Here is an 18,542-nt window from a genome sequence, read left to right as displayed (position 1 = left end):
GTGGGAGAGTAGGTAGCCGCCTCCTTAGAGTCCTCCGAGCATTCGGGGGACTCTTTTTTTATGCGGCAAAAGGGTTGAATCAAGGGGCCATCGGTGACCGATACTATTTGTCCGTTTTTGAAGGTTACTCGTATAACGGGCGCTTCGTCTCGTTCGAACGAAAAATGGTTTGAGGATCGGAGTGTTGTACGGAATCCCGGGCTTGCAGGTTTCCAATAGCTGAATTTATTTCGGCGAACAAACAAATACTATAAATCATTGGTTATTTGCATATTGGTCGGAATGGACGTTCTCATTAAATAAGAACGCACATTTAATCGTAGAAATTGGCTGCGTTAAAAAAGTTAGTTCCGGAATTTATGGCAATGGCAGTAACCGGTTGGTTCGTAATTGAATCTAATGTTTGTAAAGTTTGTGCAAAACTTGTTCCTCTGCCTGTACTTCCATAGTTTGCAGCACTTATGGGTACATTTGAATTGATACCGACCATCGTCCCATCGCCCTAAGAACCGCATTTTGTTGTCCCGACTCTGCCGTGTTCAGACTCGTGGAATTTTGTCGCAAGCTTAAAGACGAATATCTGTTATTCATTAATGTCGTTTTGTCTTCGATGATTCGTGCATTATCCCCGGTCCTATGCTTTCGAGCCGGTTGGTAGATGCGACGTAATACCAGTCTCCGCCGATTACCGTGCTTTTCTCGTCTTCTTCCATGTAGCTACCATGGCAAATTTTTCAAGGTTCAGTTTTTTTAGCATGGTCGATTGTCTTTAGGTTTGCTTTGGGGGATTCGTAATTTATACGAAAATTATAATATCATTAAAATAGCAATATCGGCTCTGTTTTTTTAGGGGGAAGGAGTTGTGCGGATGATGCGTGTCTGGGGCCCGGATTTGTAAATTTCCTTATGGCAGGGGAGCGGTATTTCTGAAAAAGCTCCGTTTTTATTTTTGGCCGGATTGCCGGAAAGTCCGCAATTTTTCCGTGAAATGGGAATTGTGGTTTGTTTTTTGTTAAAACCGAATACGGAACACTGTAATCCGGTATTTCAGAAATTATTTTTCAAACCTTAAAAAATTAAAGTCATGAAAGGTCAATGCTTTTTTTCGTTTCTGGGCGGAGCTGCCATCGGTGCGGTCGTAGCCCTGCTGCTGGCTCCCGATTCGGGGCAGAACACGCGTCACAAAATCGTCGATAAGATCAAACACGGCGAGCAGAAGGTAAAGGATGCCGTAGAGGAGGAATTGTACGCCCACAAACAACAGTAAATCCGCCGTAGGTATGGAAAACAACGACAGGGGCCGGATCGGACAGGCGACTCGGGATGTGAAGGATTATGCGGCGCTCTATGCGGATCGTCTGCGGCTCGGCCTGATCGAGAATCTTTCGACCTTTTTCAACGCGCTGTTCGGCGTGGTCGTCCTGATTGTTTTGCTGTGGATCGCCGCGATGTTCTTTGCCGTGGCCCTGACGTGGGTGATCGGCATGTTAATCGGGTCGATGCTCGGCGCCATACTGTTGATGGGAGGGCTGTTCGTCGTGCTGGCGGCGATCGTATATGCGGTACGCCGCAGGCTGATCGTCGATCAGATGGCCAGGATGTTCGGCAAAATGGTGTATGACATGCGTAAAAAACATTCGGACGATGAGTAAAGTACATTATCAGCGGATCCGTTCGCTGCAGGACGTCAAGATCGAACGCTTGCGCGTGGAAAATGAATTGGACGCGGTCGAACGGAGGTTGCGGGACGATTACCGCGGGATCTCGAAGATGTTCTCGGTGGGCTACCTGATGGAGCAGATCACCGGGAAGGCCAACCTGATCTATAACATCGTGCAATGGAGTATGTCCGGGTATAACTTCGTCCATTCGATGATCGACAAGTACAAAGCCATGAATGCCGAACGCTCCGGTAAAAATTCCGGGGAGACTGAAAACGACTCCTGACCGGAAATCTGCCGGAAGAAAATAAGCGTAGAACGGCTGCAATTGTTTGCGGCTGCTCCACGCTTTTGGAAACGCTCCGAAAGAGCGTTTCCGAATTTATTTTAGCATATAAAAAGGTTCGGAAATTCTCCGAACCTTTTTATGTATATCTCCCGACGGTGAAAAATCGGGATACGGGCCGCTTGCCGGTATGGATGTTCGAAAGCGGATGTAACTTCTTATTGTTATTTGTCCCGGTTCGAAAGATATTCTTTTACTACATTGTAATAATCGTCCGGTTTTTCTCCGTTGGGATAGCGTTTGTGGGCCGTTTTGCTCTCTTTGGTGTCGGCAATTCCCCAGAAGATCGCATCGCACGTGTCGTCGTATGAGCCGAAGATGCAGTATTCGGACGCTTCGCCTGCCCAGGCTACTTTCTCTTTCCATTGATCCAGCGTGCTGCGTTTCCAGTCTGCGGGAGCCACTCCTTCGTTCGGGCAGACGAACCGCACCGTGTTATCCGAACTCGAAGAGCGGTTGCGGTAACCCCATCCGTCCGAAGCGACGAAATCCATCGGGGAGTTGACCTGGCAGGTGCCGATCCGGAATTTAGCCAGGTAGTCTTTCTCGTTGTCCGGCGCGGCGTCGTACATTTCCCGGAAGTTTTCGCCCATGTAGAAAACCACCAGCATCGGCCGGTCGTCTCCGTAGCCGTATTTGCGGTAAACATCCTTCTGGGCCCAGTTTTCCCAGATGCGTTTGGCGATGCCGTTCCAGTAGGCCAACGTGTGGGCTGCCGGGTTGCCGATGAACATGATGAACTGCATCCCCAGTTCGTTGCACACCGTCTCGATGGTTTCGAGCTGGTACTTGGTATCCACGTCCCACAGGGCGTTTTCGTTGGGCTGGCATCCTGGCCAGCTCGCGGGAACGGTCGCCCATTGGCTGGGATTGGTCAGGTCGATGATCACGTTGTTGATGCCGGCCTGTTGGATCGTGGAAAGGATCGCGCGGGCCTGGTCGATGTTTTTGTAATCGTGATCGGTGATCCATTTGTCGCCTACCTTGAACTTGATGACTCCTTCGTTCGCGCTGCGGCAGCAAATCAGGATATGGGTCATCGGGACGGGGCCTTCGGTTACGGAGGTCGAGTCGGTGCCGGAATTAGAACCGACATTGCCTTTGGACGGGTTTTCGGCGCATCCGAACCAGGCCAGGGTTGCCGCCAGAAGGCAGCATGTCAAGAAACGTTTCATAATAATTTGGGGTTAGTTGGTAATGATACGAGTTTTGTAAATGGTTGTCGGTACGTTCGATTCAGCGAGTTTTTTGAGACTTTTTTCGGAGTGTCATCTTCCGTGTTTGATACAAATATAACGATTCATTCGGGAATCGAATCCATTTTATATAAGGAAAATGAATTCGGTTTCGATTTCGGAATCGGCGATCTAGTCGATAGTCATGCTGAATTAGGAGTATGAAAAGAATAAAAATGCGATGAGAATTGAACTTTAAATAGTAAATTTGGATAAAATATCTTCGCTGATGAGGATTTAATATAGGAAAAAATTAGGTTGAGCCGGTGTTCCGTTGCGGATCACGTAGTTTTGTGGAATATGTCGTTCCAAATGCACATGGTACGGTCGGGGTAAGTGTTCCAAATAATTGTTGATTTGTAAATAAGAGCGGAGTTTTAATAGGATTGGGTATGAATAAACGATGTGTTGTTTCGGTCGTAGCGTTTTCTTTTTTTGTTTCAGCCTGCCGACAGGCTGTCGTTCCTTCGGCGGATTACATGATTCTGGACGAGGTCGCATATGTCGATACGTTTCCGCAAACTTTTACGATCGGCCAGGGGACGCTTTTCGATCCGGATGTAATCGGGGTATCGAGTATTGTTATTCGGGATTCATTGCTGCTTATTTCCACATCCGATAATAAGGGGTACTGGTCGCTTGTCTCATTGCCCGAATATAAGCATTTGGGGAAATATTTGATGAAGGGAAACGGACCCAACGAACTGTTGTCTTCGCCTTGGGTGAAGCAGCAAAATTTTCTGAAAGAGCAAGGCCGGCTCAAAGCTATTATATACAGTTTTCCGACAGGGAAATCCTATAAAATGGACTTATCTGAAACGATAAAAAACAAGGCGCTTCGTATGAGAATGATGCAAGATTCTTTTCCTCGGAATCTGACGGCGTTTATCGTATTGGACAGTACGACTTTTTTATGTAAAGAGATTAATGAAGAGCATACCCGACAAATAAGATACATTCTGCATAAAGGAGAAAAAACGATTCCGGAGAATCTCGAAAAGTTAAATTTTTCTTCCGTGCGTGCGGGAGAAGATTTTAATATTCTGTCGACGGCAACGAAATGCAATGCCGACGGTAGCCGGATTGTCGAAGCTCCTAACAGATTAAATCAGATTAACGTATATTCTCCGGACGGCTCTTTCGGGAAAACGATTTGTGTCGGCAGACAGTTGGATCGTATCGGCGACGTGCAAGATCTCGATCCCCAAAGCAGAAAGCGCACTTATATGGATCTGGTCGCGTTCCCTGATTTTTTCGGCGCTTTGTACCTGGGTGAGAAAAGAGAAAATATCGGAAAGGAGATGTCGAAAAAGCCGGTGATTCAGTTTTTCGACTGGGATGGGAATCCATTGGCCGAAGTGAAATTGGATCGGTTTGTTTCTGCGTATGCCGTCGATTTGATCAACGGGGATTTGTATGCGCTGAATTATAATATGGAGGAGATGTATAAATATGATTTTAAAGAAATTCTGGAGAAATTGAATAAGCGGAGCGATTAGGTGTGACTGTTTGATTTGATAGCATCGATATCCGTCGATAAAGCGAAGCGGATGTCGCATCGCTTTATGGGTATGTGTGTAACTCGCGATTTTACTAAGTTGATAAACGAAAAAGGTTATGACGGAAGTCATAACCTTTTATAGTAGCGGGACGGGGACTTGAACCCCGGACCTCATGATTATGAATCATGCGCTCTAACCAGCTGAGCTATCCCGCCGTCATTCGGCGTTTGCGAGTGCAAAAGTAGCAAATATTTCGTTTCGCACAAATTATCCGTCCGCATTTTTTGCTCGAAAATCATTTTAACGGGAACTTAACCGCTACCTTCGGGTAAAAATCGTATCTTTGTTAAGCGAAAAACAGATTTTGTCAACTTAAAAATAGAAGAAGATGAAAAAAATTGTCTTGGGACTGCTTGTCGTATGGATGGCCGCATTGACGGCGGATTTGTCGGCCAAATCCGGACCGGGCCCGAAAAAAAGCGGAAAATGCGCGGTAAAGAATGTGATTTACATGATTGGCGACGGGATGGGATTGTCGCAAGTGTCGATGATGATGCTTGAGAACGGCTACCGGCCCACGGCGTTCGACCGCAGCGGGAACATCGCCCTGATTAAGACCTATTCGGCGAACAACCGCGTAACCGATTCGGCCGCTGCCGGGACCGCTCTGGCATCGGGGAACAAAACCGATAACGGTATGCTCGGAATGGGGCCCGACGGGCAGATTTTCAAATCGATTATGGAGCGGGCCAAAGAGGAGGGATACCAGACCGGTTTGGTCGTAACCGTCTACCTACAACATGCGACTCCGGGCGCTTTCTTCGCACACGTGCCCAGCCGCGGCGATCTGGACGTAATTTCCGAGCAGTTCGTCGAAAGCGGCGTGGACGTTGCGTTGGGCGGCGGCAAGAAGTTCCTGCAGGAAGGACAGAAGGACGGCAAGCCGCTGATCGACGCGCTGAAAACGAAGGACTACCGCGTCGTGTACGATATGAACGAACTGAACGGGGTGGACCGCGGCAAGGTGGTCGGACTGTTCGCCGACGAGTACATGCCGACGGTGATGAAGGGCCGCGACGAAAACTACCTGTGCAATGCGACCAAAAAGGCGCTCGAAATCCTGTCGAACAATGCGGCCGGCTCCAAAAAGGGTTTCATGGTGATGATCGAAGGATCGCAGATCGATTCGGAAGGGCACGCCAACAATGCGGAAGGCATCCTGGCCGAGACGCGCGATTTCGAACGGGCTGTCGGCGCTGCGATGGATTTTGCCGACACCCATCCCGGCACGCTGGTCGTCGTGACGGCCGATCACGAAACTTCCGGACTGTCGATCACGAGCAACAAGACTGATTTCACGCTCTCCGAAAGCGGGATCGGATACCAGTTCGGCACGACCGGACATACCGGTACGTTGGTGCCCGTTTACCTGTACGGCGCGTGCGCCGACCGGATCAACGGGATCATGGACAACACCGACCTGCCGAAAGAAATCGCAGCGTTGATGCGGCTGAAATAGTACCTGCGGATTTTATCCGATATGCAGAACGCTCTCCCCGACCGGGGAGAGCGTTCTGTGTTTTAATCGGCGCGAACGTTGTTCGGGCGGCCGGACGAAAGAGGCGGCGTTCCTGTGGACATCCATTTCAGACGCAGGCTGTTGGCGACTACCGATACGGAACTGAACGCCATGGCGGCTCCGGCCAGCATCGGATTCATCAGGATGCCGTACAGCGGGTAGAGCACGCCGGCCGCGATCGGGATGCCGATCAGGTTGTAAATAAACGCCCAGAACAGGTTCTGCCGGATCAGCCGGACGGTTTTGCGCGACAGAACGTAGGCTTTCGGCAGCAGCAGCAAGTCGGAATTCATCAGCGTGACCATCGCGACGTCCATTGCGATGTCGGTGCCGTGCCCCATTGCGATGCTGACGTCGGCGCGAGCCAGCGCTTGCGAGTCGTTGATGCCGTCGCCGACCATCGCTACGCGCTTACCTTCCCGCTGCAATTGCTGGATGTATTTGTCTTTGTCGTCGGGCAACACTTCGGCCCGGTAATGGCGGATGCCGAGCCGTTCGGCCAGCGCGGCCGCTGTCTTACGGCTGTCTCCGGTCAGCATGGCGATGTCGATGTGCAGCCTGCGCAGTTGGTCGAGGGCGGGCGGCGTGGTCGCTTTCAGCGTATCGTTGATAACGATGACGGCCAGCAGTCGGTCGGCCGTGCCGAAATAGACGATGCTTGCGCCAGTCTGCTGGGCCGTTTCGATCCGCACGTCCGTTTCTTCGGCCGGCGCGGCGCCTTGTTCGGCCATCAGGTTGCGGCTGCCGAGCCAGTAGTCCGCGTTGCCGGCCGTAAAACGGATTCCACGCCCGGTCAGACTGACGAACGAGGTCACTTCGCAGGGTTGCGCTTCGTGTGCCGACAGGTAGTTTACGATGGCGCTGGCCAGCGGATGTTCGGATTTCATTTCGGCGGCGCAGATCATGTTTCGGTACTCCGGCAGGTCGGGGCCTGCGGCGATCCAGTCGACGACCGAAGGGCGCCCTTCGGTCAGCGTACCGGTCTTGTCCATGACGACGGTATCGATCCGGCACAGTTGTTCGAGGGCCGTCGCGTCCTTGATTAGGATCTGGTTCTCGGCTCCTTTGCCGATGCCGACCATCAGCGCGGTCGGCGTAGCCAGTCCCAGCGCGCAGGGACAGGCGATGACCAGCACCGAGACGGCCGATAGCAGGGCATACGAAAAATAGTCCATGCCGCCGATGGCCAGCCACAGCGCGAAGGTCAGCAGCGCGATGCCGATGACCGTCGGTACGAAAATTGCCGCGATCCGGTCGGCGATGCGCTGCACGGGGGCTTTGCTGCCCTGGGCCTGCTGTACCATGCGGATGATCCGGGCCAGCAGCGTGTCGCTGCCGACTCCGGTGGTTTCGAGAACGAACGTCCCGCGCGAATTGATCGTGCCGGCCACCACTTTGTCCCCGGCCTCTTTGCCGACGGGCAGCGGTTCGCCGGTGATCATGCTTTCGTCTACGTACGACGATCCGTCGCGAACGACGCCGTCCACCGGGATTTTTTCGCCCGGGCGTACCGAAACCCGGTCGCCCACCTGCAATGCGGAGATCGGAACGTCCTCTTCGTGATCGCCCCTCACGAGCCGGGCGGTGGTCGGCTGCAGGCCGATCAGTCTTTTAATGGCGGACGATGTGTTGCTTTTGGCGCGTTCCTCGAGCAGTTTGCCGACCAGCACGAATGCGATGATTACGCAGGCGGCTTCGTAATAGACGTGCGGTTCGAGTCCGCGCCGGAGCCAGAACTGCGGGTAAACGGTGTTGAACAGGCTGAACAGGAAAGCGATCGACGTGCTGAGGGCCACCAGCGTATCCATGTTGGCCTGCCGGTGGCGCAGTTGTTTCCATCCGTTGACGAAAAAGCCGCGCCCGAAAAAAAACAATACCGGCAGCGACAGTATGAGCATGATCCAGTTGCCGTAAGGCATGTGCATGAACAGCATGGCGATCACGACGATCGGCAGCGAGAACAGCCACGCTCCGATCGTGTCGTACCGCAGGCGCAGGTAGCGGTTGCGTTCGGCCTGCTGCTGCTTGATCTCTCCGTCCTGCTCGTCGATGATCAGGTCGTATCCCGAGGCCTGGACGGCGGCGCGGATTTGCTGCGGCGTGATCTGCGATTCGTCGAATCCGACCGACAGCCGGTTGGATGCGAAATTCACCGATGCGTCGGTGACTCCGGGCAGTTTCCGCACGGTTTGTTCGACGCTCATGGCGCAGGACGCGCAGCTCATTTCCAGTACCGGGTAATTTTTGCGAACGGTTTCCTTCATAACTTAAATTTCGATTAATCGACAGGTATCAAACAAAAACGATACCCAAAGATAGGAAATATCTCCGAATACCGTTTTGAAAACAGGCGGCCGCCCGTCCCTGTCTGGCGTTATACCGACAGCGGGCCGCGTTTGCGGCGCAGTTCCGCTGCGCGGAACTCGGCCTGTAGCGAAGCGATCGTTTCGCGGACGCTCGTGATCTTTTTGGACAGGAACGCATTGGCTCCTGCGAAAGCGTATCCGCGGGACAGGTTGCCTTTGGCCGCATTGTACAGCGCCATGATAATGCAGTAGGGACTCTTGGTGTAGTCGCAGGTCTTGATGCAGTGGAACGGGCACTTTTTCGGACGGGTCAGCCCTTCGCGCACCCGGCGGATGAATTCCCCGGCGATCGCGCGCCCCGGCATTCCTACCGGGCTGGCGATGATTTCGATGTCTTCCTCGCGGGAATTGATATAAGTGTCCTTGAACGCCTGCGACGCGTCGCATTCTTCGGTCGTCACGAACTTGCTGCCGAGCTGCACCCCGTCGGCGCCGAGTTCCATGATCCGGTAGATGTCTTCGCCGGTATAGAGTCCTCCGGCGGCGATCACCGGGATGCGGCGGCCGTAGAGCTTTTCGAAATGCCGCGCTTCGGCGACCACTTCCGGAACGATGTGTTCCAGCGAGTAGTTGGCGTCGTCGATCTGGTTGTTTTTATAGCCGAGGTGACCGCCCGCTTTCGGACCTTCGACGACGATGGCGTCGGGCAGGTAGTCGTAGTTCGCTTTCCATTTTTCGCAGATGATCTTCGCCGCGCGGGCCGAAGAGACGATGGGCACCAGTTTCGTGGTGCTCTCCCGCTGTAAGTAGGACGGCAGGTCGAGCGGCAGTCCCGCGCCGGAGAAGATGATATCGGCCTTCTCCGCGATCGATGTTTTGACCATGTCCGAGAAGTTGCTCAGCGCGACCATGACGTTGACCCCGATCACGCCGCGCGTTTTTGCGCGCGCCTTGCGGATCTCTTCTTTGAGACCCATTATGCTGTTCGTCAGATAGTCTTTCGAGAATTTCGGGTACAGCAGCCCCATTCCGGCGCACGAGATCACTCCGACGCCTCCTTCGTTGGCTACGGCCGAGGCCAGTCCCGAAAGGGAAATGCCTACTCCCATACCGCCTTGGATGATAGGCAGTTTGATGGTAAGATCTCCGATTTTAAAGGATTTCATTCATTCAGGTTTAGAATTACGTCGCAAATATAATTTATTTATGACGTGTTCCGTCAAAATAAATTGTAAATATACGATGTCTAAATGCAAAAAAGACGAAGCCGCCCAACTCAAGGGGCGGCCCGTCCAACAAAACAAAACTAATCCTAATCTAATTATGCAGTTGACTTGTCAGAGTGCTTTTTTTATCGACGATGCGGAAGAGATGGTGATGCTCCGGATCGTCGGGTCTCCTTTGTAAGTGATGCTGGAGGCGCTGTTTCCGTTGGCCGTCAGGTCTCCCAGTACGGTTCCGGTGTTTACTTTCGACGCCGAGGACGCTTCGATCCGGCAATCCCGCGAACTGAGTTGCTGCCCGTCGAAATTCGAAGCTCCGCTGGCCTTGATGTCGGCGATCCCGGCGTTGCCGGCCATGCGGATGCGCGAGGCCCCGGAGATATCGCAGAACAGGTTGCCGCTGAACTCCCGGATATCGGCTTTCGAGGCCCCGTTCAGGATGCCGTTCAATTCCCGGCAGTTGATCGCGGCGTCGGTCATCCGGCTGGCTCCGCTGCATTGCAGGTTTACCTCTCCGGTGACCGCGATCTCCGGCCCGTTGAGTTTGGCCGCTCCGTTCAGTTCGATCTGCAGGGCGTTGCTTTCGAAACCGCCGCTGCAAGCGATGCTGGCCGCTCCCGACCCGTGAATGAATTCGGGGTGCGGCAGATAGATTCTGGCGCGGCAAACCAGGTTGTTTTCGAAACGGAGCGGAGCGTTCGTCCTGAATCCGACCGTGACTACGCCCCGACCGTCCAACTCGAACAGCAAGATATCCTCGTATTCGGCGTTGACCTCTACGACGGCATACGTCCGGTCGGAGCGGATCAACTCCACGTTGAAAGAGCCGGAGGCCGCTACGCCGACGATCGGTTTCCCTTCGAAACGGGTCAGCCGTACCATCTGGGTCTGGGCTGCCAGAGCGATTCCCGGGACGAGCAATGCGAACAAAAAGAGTATTTTTCTCATAACGGGTCGTGATTATCCGGAACGGAATCCTGTGAAATTATTTATACAACGGGAAAGAGGTGTAAAAGTTACAGTTGCAGTGCGATATTTATTCGAGATAGTTTTATATCTTTGCATATTCTATTTTCGAACGGCGGTTGTCTGCGGGTTTTAGCCGGAGACGCCGGAATTTCAAATAAATGACGTATGAGTGATTCCAAAATACGGATCGGTATTACGCAGGGCGATGTGAACGGCATCGGATACGAGGTGATTATCAAGACGCTTTGCGATCCGCGAATGTGCGAATTGTGCACGCCGATCGTTTACGGTTCGGCCAAGGCGGCTTCTTTTTATAAAAAACAGATCGACGCGGCGGAAAACTTCGGATTCAGTACGGTTGTGTCGGCCCGCGAGGCCGCTCCGAAACGGATCAGCCTGGTCGATTGCGTGTCCGGCGACTTGCGCGTCGAACCGGGCGTGCTGAGCGCGGCGGCCGGCGAGGCTTCCGTCGCTGCGCTCCGGGCTGCGGCCGCCGACCTAAAAGCCGGCCTGATCGACGCGGTGGTTACGGCTCCGATCTGCAAGGAGAACGTGCAGGGCGAACAGTTCGGCTTTACCGGGCATACCGAATTTTTCGCGCACGAATTCGGCGGCGATCCGCTGATGCTGATGTGCAGCGATCTGCTGAAGGTGGGGCTGGTAACCATTCATATCCCGGTTTCGGAGGTCAGCGCATCGGTTACCAAACAGCGGATCGTGACCAAGTTGCGCGAGCTCCGGCAGTCGCTGATCCAGGATTTCTCGGTGCGCGAACCGCGCATCGCCGTACTGAGTCTCAATCCGCATGCCGGCGACGGAGGATTGATCGGCAGCGAGGAGAAGGAGATCATCGTTCCGGCCATTCAGGCTGCTTCCCAGCAGAAAATACTGGCTTTCGGACCGTTTGCCGCCGACGGCTTTTTCGCTTCGGCCGGTTATATGAAATACGACGCCGTGCTGGCGATGTACCACGATCAGGGACTCGCTCCATTCAAGGCGCTCAGTTGCGGCGGGGTGAACTTTACGGCGGGGTTGCCGGTCGTCCGTACCAGTCCGGCGCACGGCGTGGGCTTCGACATCGCCGGGGAGAACCGGGCCGACGAGAGCGCAATGCGCGATGCGATCTACCTCGCGCTCGACGTAGTGCGCAGCCGCCGCGTATACGCGGCGATTACGGCGAACCCGTTGCAGAAATACAAACGGGACAGCGGCGCCGACGTGTCGGCATCCGAGCTGCCCGATGAACCGGAAAAAGCATAACGAATACCAGCCGGCGCAGCTCGTATTGCGCCGGATAAACGAATAGATTCATGATGATAAAAGTAACTTTTCCCGACGGCGGCATTCGTGAGTACGCCCAGGGAACGACCGCAATGCAAATTGCGGAGAGCATCAGCCCGCGCCTGGCGCAGGAGGTGTTGTCGGCTTCGGTCAACGGCGAGATCGTCGATCTGAACCGCCCGATCAACGAAGATTCGTCGGTCAAATTGCACAAATGGGAAGATCCCGAAGGCAAGAAAGCGTTCTGGCACTCTTCGTCGCATCTGTTGGCCGAGGCGCTCGAAGCGCTCTATCCGGGGATCAAGTTCGGGATTGGGCCGAGCATCGAGAACGGCTTTTACTACGATGTGGACAGTCCGACGCCGATCACCGAAGGCGATCTGCCGAAGATCGAGAAAAAGATGGAAGAACTGGCGCGCACGAAGGAGGCGATCTGTCGCCGCGAGGTCAGCAAGTCCGAGGCGATGAAGACCTATACCGAAAAAGGCGACCAGTATAAAGTGGAATTGATCGAGGGGCTCGAAGACGGGACGATCAGTTTCTATACGAACGGTAATTTTACCGATTTGTGCCGCGGGCCGCACCTGCCGCACATGGGCTACGTGAAGGCGATCAAGCTGACTTCGGTGGCCGGGGCCTACTGGCGCGGCAACGAGAACAACAAGATGCTGACCCGTATCTACGGAATCACCTTTCCGAAAAAATCGATGCTCGACGAATACCTGGCGATGCTCGAGGAGGCCAAGAAGCGCGACCACCGCAAGCTCGGCAAGGAGCTCGAACTGTTTTGTTTCTCGCCGCGCGTGGGAGCGGGCTTGCCGTTGTGGCTGCCGAAAGGCGCTGCGCTCAGGGATCGTTTGGAACACTTTTTGAGGAACGTGCAGAAGCAGTACGGGTACCTGCAGGTAATCACGCCGCACATCGGGATGAAAGACCTGTACGTTACTTCGGGGCATTACGCCAAGTACGGGAAAGACTCGTTCCAGCCGATCCATACGCCGGATGACAGCGAGGAGTTTCTGCTCAAGCCGATGAACTGCCCGCACCATTGCGAAATCTACAAATTCAAACCGCGTTCTTACAAAGATCTGCCGTTGCGTTTCGCCGAATTCGGCACCGTGTACCGCTACGAACAGAGCGGCGAGTTGCACGGGCTGACCCGGGTACGCGGGTTTACGCAGGACGACGCCCACATCTTTTGCCGTCCCGACCAGTTGAAGGACGAGTTCATGAAGGTGATCGACATCGTGCTGTATATTTTCAAGACGTTGAGTTTCGATAAGTTTACCGCACAGGTGTCGCTGCGCGATCCGAACAACAAGGAGAAGTACATCGGCTCGGACGAAAACTGGCACAAGGCCGAACAGGCGATCATCGAGGCGGCCGCCGAAAAGGGACTGAATACGACCGTCGAACTCGGCGAGGCCGCCTTCTACGGGCCGAAGCTGGACTTCATGGTGCGCGATGCGATCGGTCGTCAGTGGCAGCTCGGAACGATCCAGGTGGATTACAACCTGCCCGAACGTTTCGACCTGACTTATAAAGGGTCGGACGACAAGGAGCATCGCCCGATCATGATCCACCGCGCGCCGTTCGGCTCGATGGAGCGTTTCGTGGCCGTCCTGCTTGAGCATACCGGCGGAAAATTCCCGTTGTGGCTGTCTCCCGACCAGGTGGTCGTGCTGCCGATCAGCGAAAAATTCAACGATTATGCGAAAAAAGTTTCAGATTTTCTAAATAATTCCGATATTCGTGCTCAGGTGGACGACCGTAACGAGAAGATCGGACGGAAGATCCGGGACAACGAACTGAAACGGATTCCGTTCCTGCTGATCGTCGGGGAAAAGGAGGAACAGGAAGGCACGGTGGCTGTCCGCGCCCAGGGCGAAGGCGACAAGGGCGTGATGACGAAGGACGATTTCGTCGGACTGATCCGCAAGATGGTCGCCGACGAGATTCAGAAGTTGAATAAATAGAAAAGGATGAAAACGGGAGGCGGATGCCGCGCCGGAACCGGAGCCGCAAACGGCTCCCGTTTTTACAGATAAAATTTTGTTTCACTAACGTAAGGAGGACAAAACTATAATTACGAAACCACAATCGAGACCCTACATGAGGGGAAGAATGCCGGAAAAAGAGGCCGCGCATAAGATCAATAATTTTATTACGGCGCCGCAGGTCAGGGTGGTCGGCGACAATATCGAGCAGCCGGAGGTGATGTCGCTGCGCGATGCGCTGAACAAAGCCGACGAGATGGGCCTGGATCTGGTGGAGATCTCTCCGAAGGCCGATCCGCCCGTATGCCGGATCGTCGATTATTCGAAATTCCTTTATCAGCAGAAGAAAAAGGCGAAAGAGATCAAATCGAAGATCGTCAAGGTGGTGGTCAAGGAGATCCGTTTCGGGCCCAATACCGACGACCACGATTACGATTTTAAACTGAAACACGCCGAGAACTTCCTGAAAGAGGGGGCCAAGGTGAAAGCCTACGTCTTTTTCAGAGGACGCCAGATCGTGTTCAAGGATCAGGGCGAAATCCTGTTGCTGCGTTTCGCGACCGATCTGGAAGAGCTGGCCAAAGTGGAGCAGATGCCGCGCCTCGAAGGGAAGCGGATGATCCTGATTCTGGCTCCGAAGCCGAAGAAGTAGCGTTTCTTCCCGGCCCCGATCGGGCCTGCAAACAAGCCCGGAGAGAATCAGGTTTCTTTCCGGGAATTTGTGTTTTTAAGAGAACTGACCTAAAACTGACCGAATGATGAAAAGATGGTTGCTCGTTTTCTGCGCGTTTCTGTGCGCCGGGAGTTTCGTTTCCTGCGGCGTGCAGCGTTATCGGGTCGATTCCGCGAGCCGGGTCGTCGATACCGCCGGCACTTTCCGGAACGACCGGTTGGGATTGTCGTTCTATTTCAGTAAGTTTTATACGCAGCACGGGAGTTGCCCGCTGGATCGGGCGGCGGCCCGTATGCTGGCTGCCTGCGAGATCGACCCGAAAACCGATACGGTTCTGTTCGGCGGCGGGATGATGTTCTGCGTTCTTCGCTATTCGCGTCCGTCTTACCTGAATGAGACGAAAAAACATCCGCTCAGTTGGGAGCATCACCGGAATTGTTCGGTTTATCCGTTGCTTGATACGGTACAGAACCGGCCCTCCGGCTTTGTCGCGGAGCAGAAATGCCTGTTCTCGAACGAGAACCTGCGGAAATATTGTACGCCCGAAGAGATCGAACTGTTGACGACTTCGTCGTTTACCCGCAAAGTGAAAGTCTGCAAACGCGCCAAAACGGTGCTGATCGAAGACCTGATTCCCTGGAAGGGATGTGCCGTTTCGATGATCTATGTCCTGAAAATGTGGAACGGTAAGGACTGGGACGAATTCCAGACCTGGAAAGGGGGCGGCCACTTGTCCGATCCGTCGGCTCCGGACAATATGATGAGCTATTGGCGCCGGCCGCAGAGCGATTTCGACCTGCGGCTGACTCGCGAGAACGGTATGCGGATGAAGCTGCCTTCCCGCATACCGGAGCAGCCGGAATAACGAAAAACCATTTCCAACCTAACTAACTGATTCAAAACGATGAAAAAAAGAACGATTCGATTCGGAGCGCTTGCGGCAATCCTGATCCTGACGGCCGGAACGCTTTGCTGCGCGGACGTTTCCGGCGGAAAAGACAACCGGAAAGTTACTCCTGTTCCGCCGTCCGAGCGCGAGGTGGGCATCGCCTACACTTCTTGGATGGATAACGATATTTGGGGAAATACGTGGGGGATGCCGGCGCTGGGCCGGTACGATTCGCGTGACCGCCGCGTCATGCGTAAACATGCCGAGTGGCTGACCGATGCGGGCGTCGACTTTATCTGGCTCGACTGGTCGAACAACGTGACTTACGATCCCGACGAATTTTGGGTAGGCGGGAAGCAGGATTTGATCGAGGACGCTACGGCCATCCTGTTCGACGAGTACTACAAGATGGGCAAAGTAGGGATGAAACATCCGAAGATCAGTATTTTCATCGGGGTGACCGGGGCTCCGGAAGCCGCTGACGACGGCCGGTTGCAGAAGAAGGCCGACCAGGTGTACGACATGTACGCCAACAATCCGAAATACAAGGACATGATGCAGCTATACCTGGGTAAGCCGCTGTTGGTGGTGTATGTCGATACGCCGTCGCCGTGGCAGAACGGAACCCCGGAGTGGAACGACGACCGTTTCACGGTACGCTGGATGACCGGGTACGTCTCGGAACAGCCGTCGCTGCGCACCGAAGACCGGGTCAGCAAATACGGTTACTGGGCATGGGAAGACCGCGGCGAGCAGACCTATCCGATCTACGACGGGAAACCCGAGACGATGGTCGTCTGCGCTGCGACCCGCAAGCAGGGCGATCCGGGCGATGCCGGTTACATTCCGGAAAAAGGACGCCGCGACGGGCAAACGCTCCGAGAGCAGTTCGCCCGCGCCCGGGAGATCGGAACCCGTTTTGCGATGGTCGTGTCGTGGAACGAATGGACGACCGGCGAACAGCCGAGCGTCGAGGTCAGCAAGGATATCGAGCCCTCCGTGGAGCACGGCGACAAATATTTGAAAATATTGAAGGAAGAGATCCGCAGGTTCAAGTCCGAGTGACGGATGTTTGGCAGCGGGAATTAGAACTACTGAATCAAAATCGAAGAACCGATGAAAGGAAAATTTTGGAGTTATCTGGCAGTGTTCTGCTCAGCCGGTTTTATGGCGGGTTGCTTGCAGGACGGGGATCGGACGCTGGCTCCGGCCGGATTCGAGAACGTTACGGTCGGCGGTGAATTGGGCGATCGCCTGAGCCGCAATTTCGACCGGATGGAAACCGAACTGTATCAGCCGGAACAGGTCTATTGGACCGAACAGGAGTCGGGCGGATGGCCCGGCGACAAGGAGGGGCGGACGATTCTCGCCCTGGTGCTCGACGGACGCGCTTCGCATCGCGAGCCGAAATACCTCGGCGAACTGATCCGCCTGCTGCCCGAACACCTGAACGCCAAAGGCTATCTCGGTTCGATCCACGAAGGGGAGGTCGACGAACAGCAGTTGTCCGGGCATGGCTGGCTGTTGCGCGGGCTGTGCGAATATTATGCGTGGAAACAGGATCCGCAGGCACTGGAAATCGCGCGGACGATCGTGGACAGCTTGTTCATTCCGATCGCGCCGTTCGTCGACAAATATCCGCTCAGCGACAAGGAGCGAATTGCCGGTACGGGAGACATGTCCGGCAGCGTGCAGAATACGGTTGGCGGCTGGCGGCTGTCGTCGGATATCGGCTGCGTATTCATCGGGATGGAAGGATTGATCCATTCGTACCAGTATGTTCCGTCGGAGCAGTCCAAGGCATTGATAGAAAAGCTGATCGCTCTTTTTGAGAGAATGGATCTGGTGGGAATCAAGGCGCAGACTCATGCGTCGTTGACCGCCATGCGCGGGATGTTGCGCTATGCGGCCCTGACCGGGGATACGACGCTGATTCCTAAGGTCGAGACACGCTGGAAATTGTATAAAGAGTTCGGCATGACCGAAAATTACGAGAATTACAACTGGTTCGAGCGTTACGATACCTGGACGGAGCCTTGCGCGATCATTGATTCTTATCTGGTCGCCACGCAGTTGTGGGCTGTTACGCGGAATCCGCAATACCTCGAGGACGCCGATAAGATCTACCTGAACGGGATAGCCGCTACGCAGCGTGCCAACGGCGGATTCGGGTGCGACCGGCCGGTGGGCGTCGTGTCGCCCGACTTGGCGATCCATGCCGACGAGGCGACCTGGTGCTGCACGATGCGCGGCGGAGAGGGATTGGGCCGCGCTGCGGAATACGCCTATTTCGTAGAGGCGGATACGGTGTACGTTCCGTTCTATCACGAGAGTACGCTCGCGCTGCCCGACCGAAACATTGCGCTCTCGCAACATACAGGTTACCCGTTCGGGAACCGGGTCGAGTTCATCGTGACCGAAGCGCCGAAGCGCGCCGTGACCCTTGCGCTGGCGGTGCCGTCTTACCTTCGTCCCGATTCGGTGCAACTGCCGTCGCATTCGGATGTTTCGGCACATTTCGTGCAGGGATTCCTGCGGGTGAGCGGGCATTTCGACGCCGGCGATACGGTGGCGCTGAATTACGGCTTCGAACCCCGCTGGGTGCCGCTCGAGAACCGGGATATTGCCGATAAAACGCTTTATAAGGCGATGTATGGGCCGTTGGTGCTCGGTTATGAAGCGGACGCTCCGCTGGAACTGGCCGGGAAAGAATTCCCGATCGTCGCCGACGGGCCGGATGCTTTCCGGATTGAAGGTACGGAGTTCCGGCTTACGCCGCTGTACCATCTGCTTGACCCGGCCGTTTCGTCCGGAGCGAATTACCACCGGATGGTGACCGTGAAAATGGATACCGCGACAGTTTGTCTCGAATAGAATATAG

15 protein-coding genes and 1 tRNA gene are annotated in these 18,542 nt (G+C 54.5%); 11 read left to right on the top strand and 5 right to left on the bottom strand.

Annotated elements, in window-relative coordinates; genetic code table 11:
• The first annotated feature begins 1,084 nt into the window (after positions 1-1,084).
• Genes PGR91_RS10010 through PGR91_RS10000 form a run of 3 tightly spaced genes read left to right on the top strand, consistent with a single transcriptional unit; the run spans position 1,085 to position 1,947 of the window.
• Complete coding sequence (locus tag PGR91_RS10010; protein ID WP_055205672.1) at positions 1,085-1,267, top strand: YtxH domain-containing protein; 183 nt, start codon at positions 1,085-1,087, stop codon at positions 1,265-1,267.
• Between the two features lie 13 nt (positions 1,268-1,280).
• Complete coding sequence (locus PGR91_RS10005) at positions 1,281-1,652, top strand: hypothetical protein (protein WP_055205673.1); 372 nt, start codon at positions 1,281-1,283, stop codon at positions 1,650-1,652.
• The gene (locus PGR91_RS10000; RefSeq protein ID WP_101572086.1) at positions 1,645-1,947 is read left to right on the top strand and encodes a hypothetical protein; all 303 of its coding nucleotides are present in this window, start codon (positions 1,645-1,647) and stop codon (positions 1,945-1,947) included. The genes PGR91_RS10005 and PGR91_RS10000 overlap by 8 nt, the downstream gene beginning before the upstream one ends.
• A 224-nt stretch (positions 1,948-2,171) precedes the next feature.
• Here PGR91_RS10000 and PGR91_RS09995 read toward each other — a convergent pair whose 3' ends face one another.
• Complete coding sequence (locus PGR91_RS09995) at positions 2,172-3,182, bottom strand: hypothetical protein (protein ID WP_118657302.1); 1,011 nt, start codon at positions 3,180-3,182, stop codon at positions 2,172-2,174.
• Between the two features lie 452 nt (positions 3,183-3,634).
• On the opposite strand from PGR91_RS09995, the gene PGR91_RS09990 reads away from it, so the two are divergent.
• Positions 3,635-4,741, top strand: a complete 1,107-nt coding sequence (locus PGR91_RS09990; protein ID WP_147387431.1) for a BF3164 family lipoprotein — start codon at positions 3,635-3,637, stop codon at positions 4,739-4,741.
• Positions 4,742-4,885: 144 nt separating this feature from the next.
• On the opposite strand, the gene PGR91_RS09985 is transcribed toward PGR91_RS09990, so the two are convergent.
• Positions 4,886-4,959, bottom strand: a tRNA-Met gene (locus PGR91_RS09985).
• A gap of 173 nt (positions 4,960-5,132) precedes the next feature.
• Between PGR91_RS09985 and PGR91_RS09980 the strand changes: the two genes are divergently transcribed.
• Positions 5,133-6,263 carry an alkaline phosphatase gene (locus PGR91_RS09980; protein WP_101572092.1) on the top strand — a complete coding sequence of 377 codons (1,131 nt, stop codon included), beginning with the start codon at positions 5,133-5,135 and terminating at the stop codon, positions 6,261-6,263.
• Positions 6,264-6,325: 62 nt separating this feature from the next.
• On the opposite strand, the gene PGR91_RS09975 is transcribed toward PGR91_RS09980, so the two are convergent.
• The 3 genes from PGR91_RS09975 to PGR91_RS09965 all read right to left on the bottom strand — a co-directional run bounded on the left by PGR91_RS09975 (position 6,326) and on the right by PGR91_RS09965 (position 10,800).
• Positions 6,326-8,587, bottom strand: coding sequence for a heavy metal translocating P-type ATPase (locus PGR91_RS09975; RefSeq protein WP_118656698.1), 2,262 nt, complete (start codon positions 8,585-8,587; stop codon positions 6,326-6,328).
• 110 nt (positions 8,588-8,697) lie between these two features.
• The gene (locus PGR91_RS09970; protein WP_055205679.1) at positions 8,698-9,795 is read right to left on the bottom strand and encodes an NAD(P)H-dependent flavin oxidoreductase; all 1,098 of its coding nucleotides are present in this window, start codon (positions 9,793-9,795) and stop codon (positions 8,698-8,700) included.
• Between the two features lie 171 nt (positions 9,796-9,966).
• Entirely contained in the window at positions 9,967-10,800 is an 834-nt protein-coding gene (locus tag PGR91_RS09965; protein WP_118656700.1) for a GIN domain-containing protein, read from the bottom strand.
• Between the two features lie 186 nt (positions 10,801-10,986).
• On the opposite strand from PGR91_RS09965, the gene pdxA reads away from it, so the two are divergent.
• The 6 genes from pdxA to PGR91_RS09935 all read left to right on the top strand — a co-directional run bounded on the left by pdxA (position 10,987) and on the right by PGR91_RS09935 (position 18,535).
• On the top strand, positions 10,987-12,081 hold the full coding sequence (gene pdxA / locus PGR91_RS09960) for a 4-hydroxythreonine-4-phosphate dehydrogenase PdxA (RefSeq protein WP_118656702.1): 1,095 nt from the start codon (positions 10,987-10,989) through the stop codon (positions 12,079-12,081).
• A 53-nt stretch (positions 12,082-12,134) separates the two neighbouring features.
• Positions 12,135-14,078, top strand: a complete 1,944-nt coding sequence (gene thrS, locus PGR91_RS09955) for a threonine--tRNA ligase (protein ID WP_101572393.1) — start codon at positions 12,135-12,137, stop codon at positions 14,076-14,078.
• Positions 14,079-14,214: 136 nt separating this feature from the next.
• Positions 14,215-14,751, top strand: coding sequence for a translation initiation factor IF-3 (infC, locus tag PGR91_RS09950; RefSeq protein ID WP_055205682.1), 537 nt, complete (start codon positions 14,215-14,217; stop codon positions 14,749-14,751).
• Between the two features lie 103 nt (positions 14,752-14,854).
• Complete coding sequence (locus PGR91_RS09945; protein WP_147387401.1) at positions 14,855-15,637, top strand: hypothetical protein; 783 nt, start codon at positions 14,855-14,857, stop codon at positions 15,635-15,637.
• Between the two features lie 39 nt (positions 15,638-15,676).
• Positions 15,677-16,726 (top strand): hypothetical protein, encoded by a 1,050-nt coding sequence (locus tag PGR91_RS09940; RefSeq protein ID WP_055205684.1) that lies wholly within the window; start codon positions 15,677-15,679, stop codon positions 16,724-16,726.
• Between the two features lie 51 nt (positions 16,727-16,777).
• Positions 16,778-18,535, top strand: coding sequence for a beta-L-arabinofuranosidase domain-containing protein (locus PGR91_RS09935; RefSeq protein WP_118656705.1), 1,758 nt, complete (start codon positions 16,778-16,780; stop codon positions 18,533-18,535).
• Positions 18,536-18,542 lie beyond the last annotated feature (7 nt).

The sequence above is a fragment of the Candidatus Alistipes pullistercoris genome (genome assembly GCF_027665465.1).
In the GTDB taxonomy this organism is placed as follows: domain Bacteria; phylum Bacteroidota; class Bacteroidia; order Bacteroidales; family Rikenellaceae; genus Alistipes_A; species Alistipes_A hominis.
This window is presented reverse-complemented; position numbering and strand designations above follow the sequence as displayed.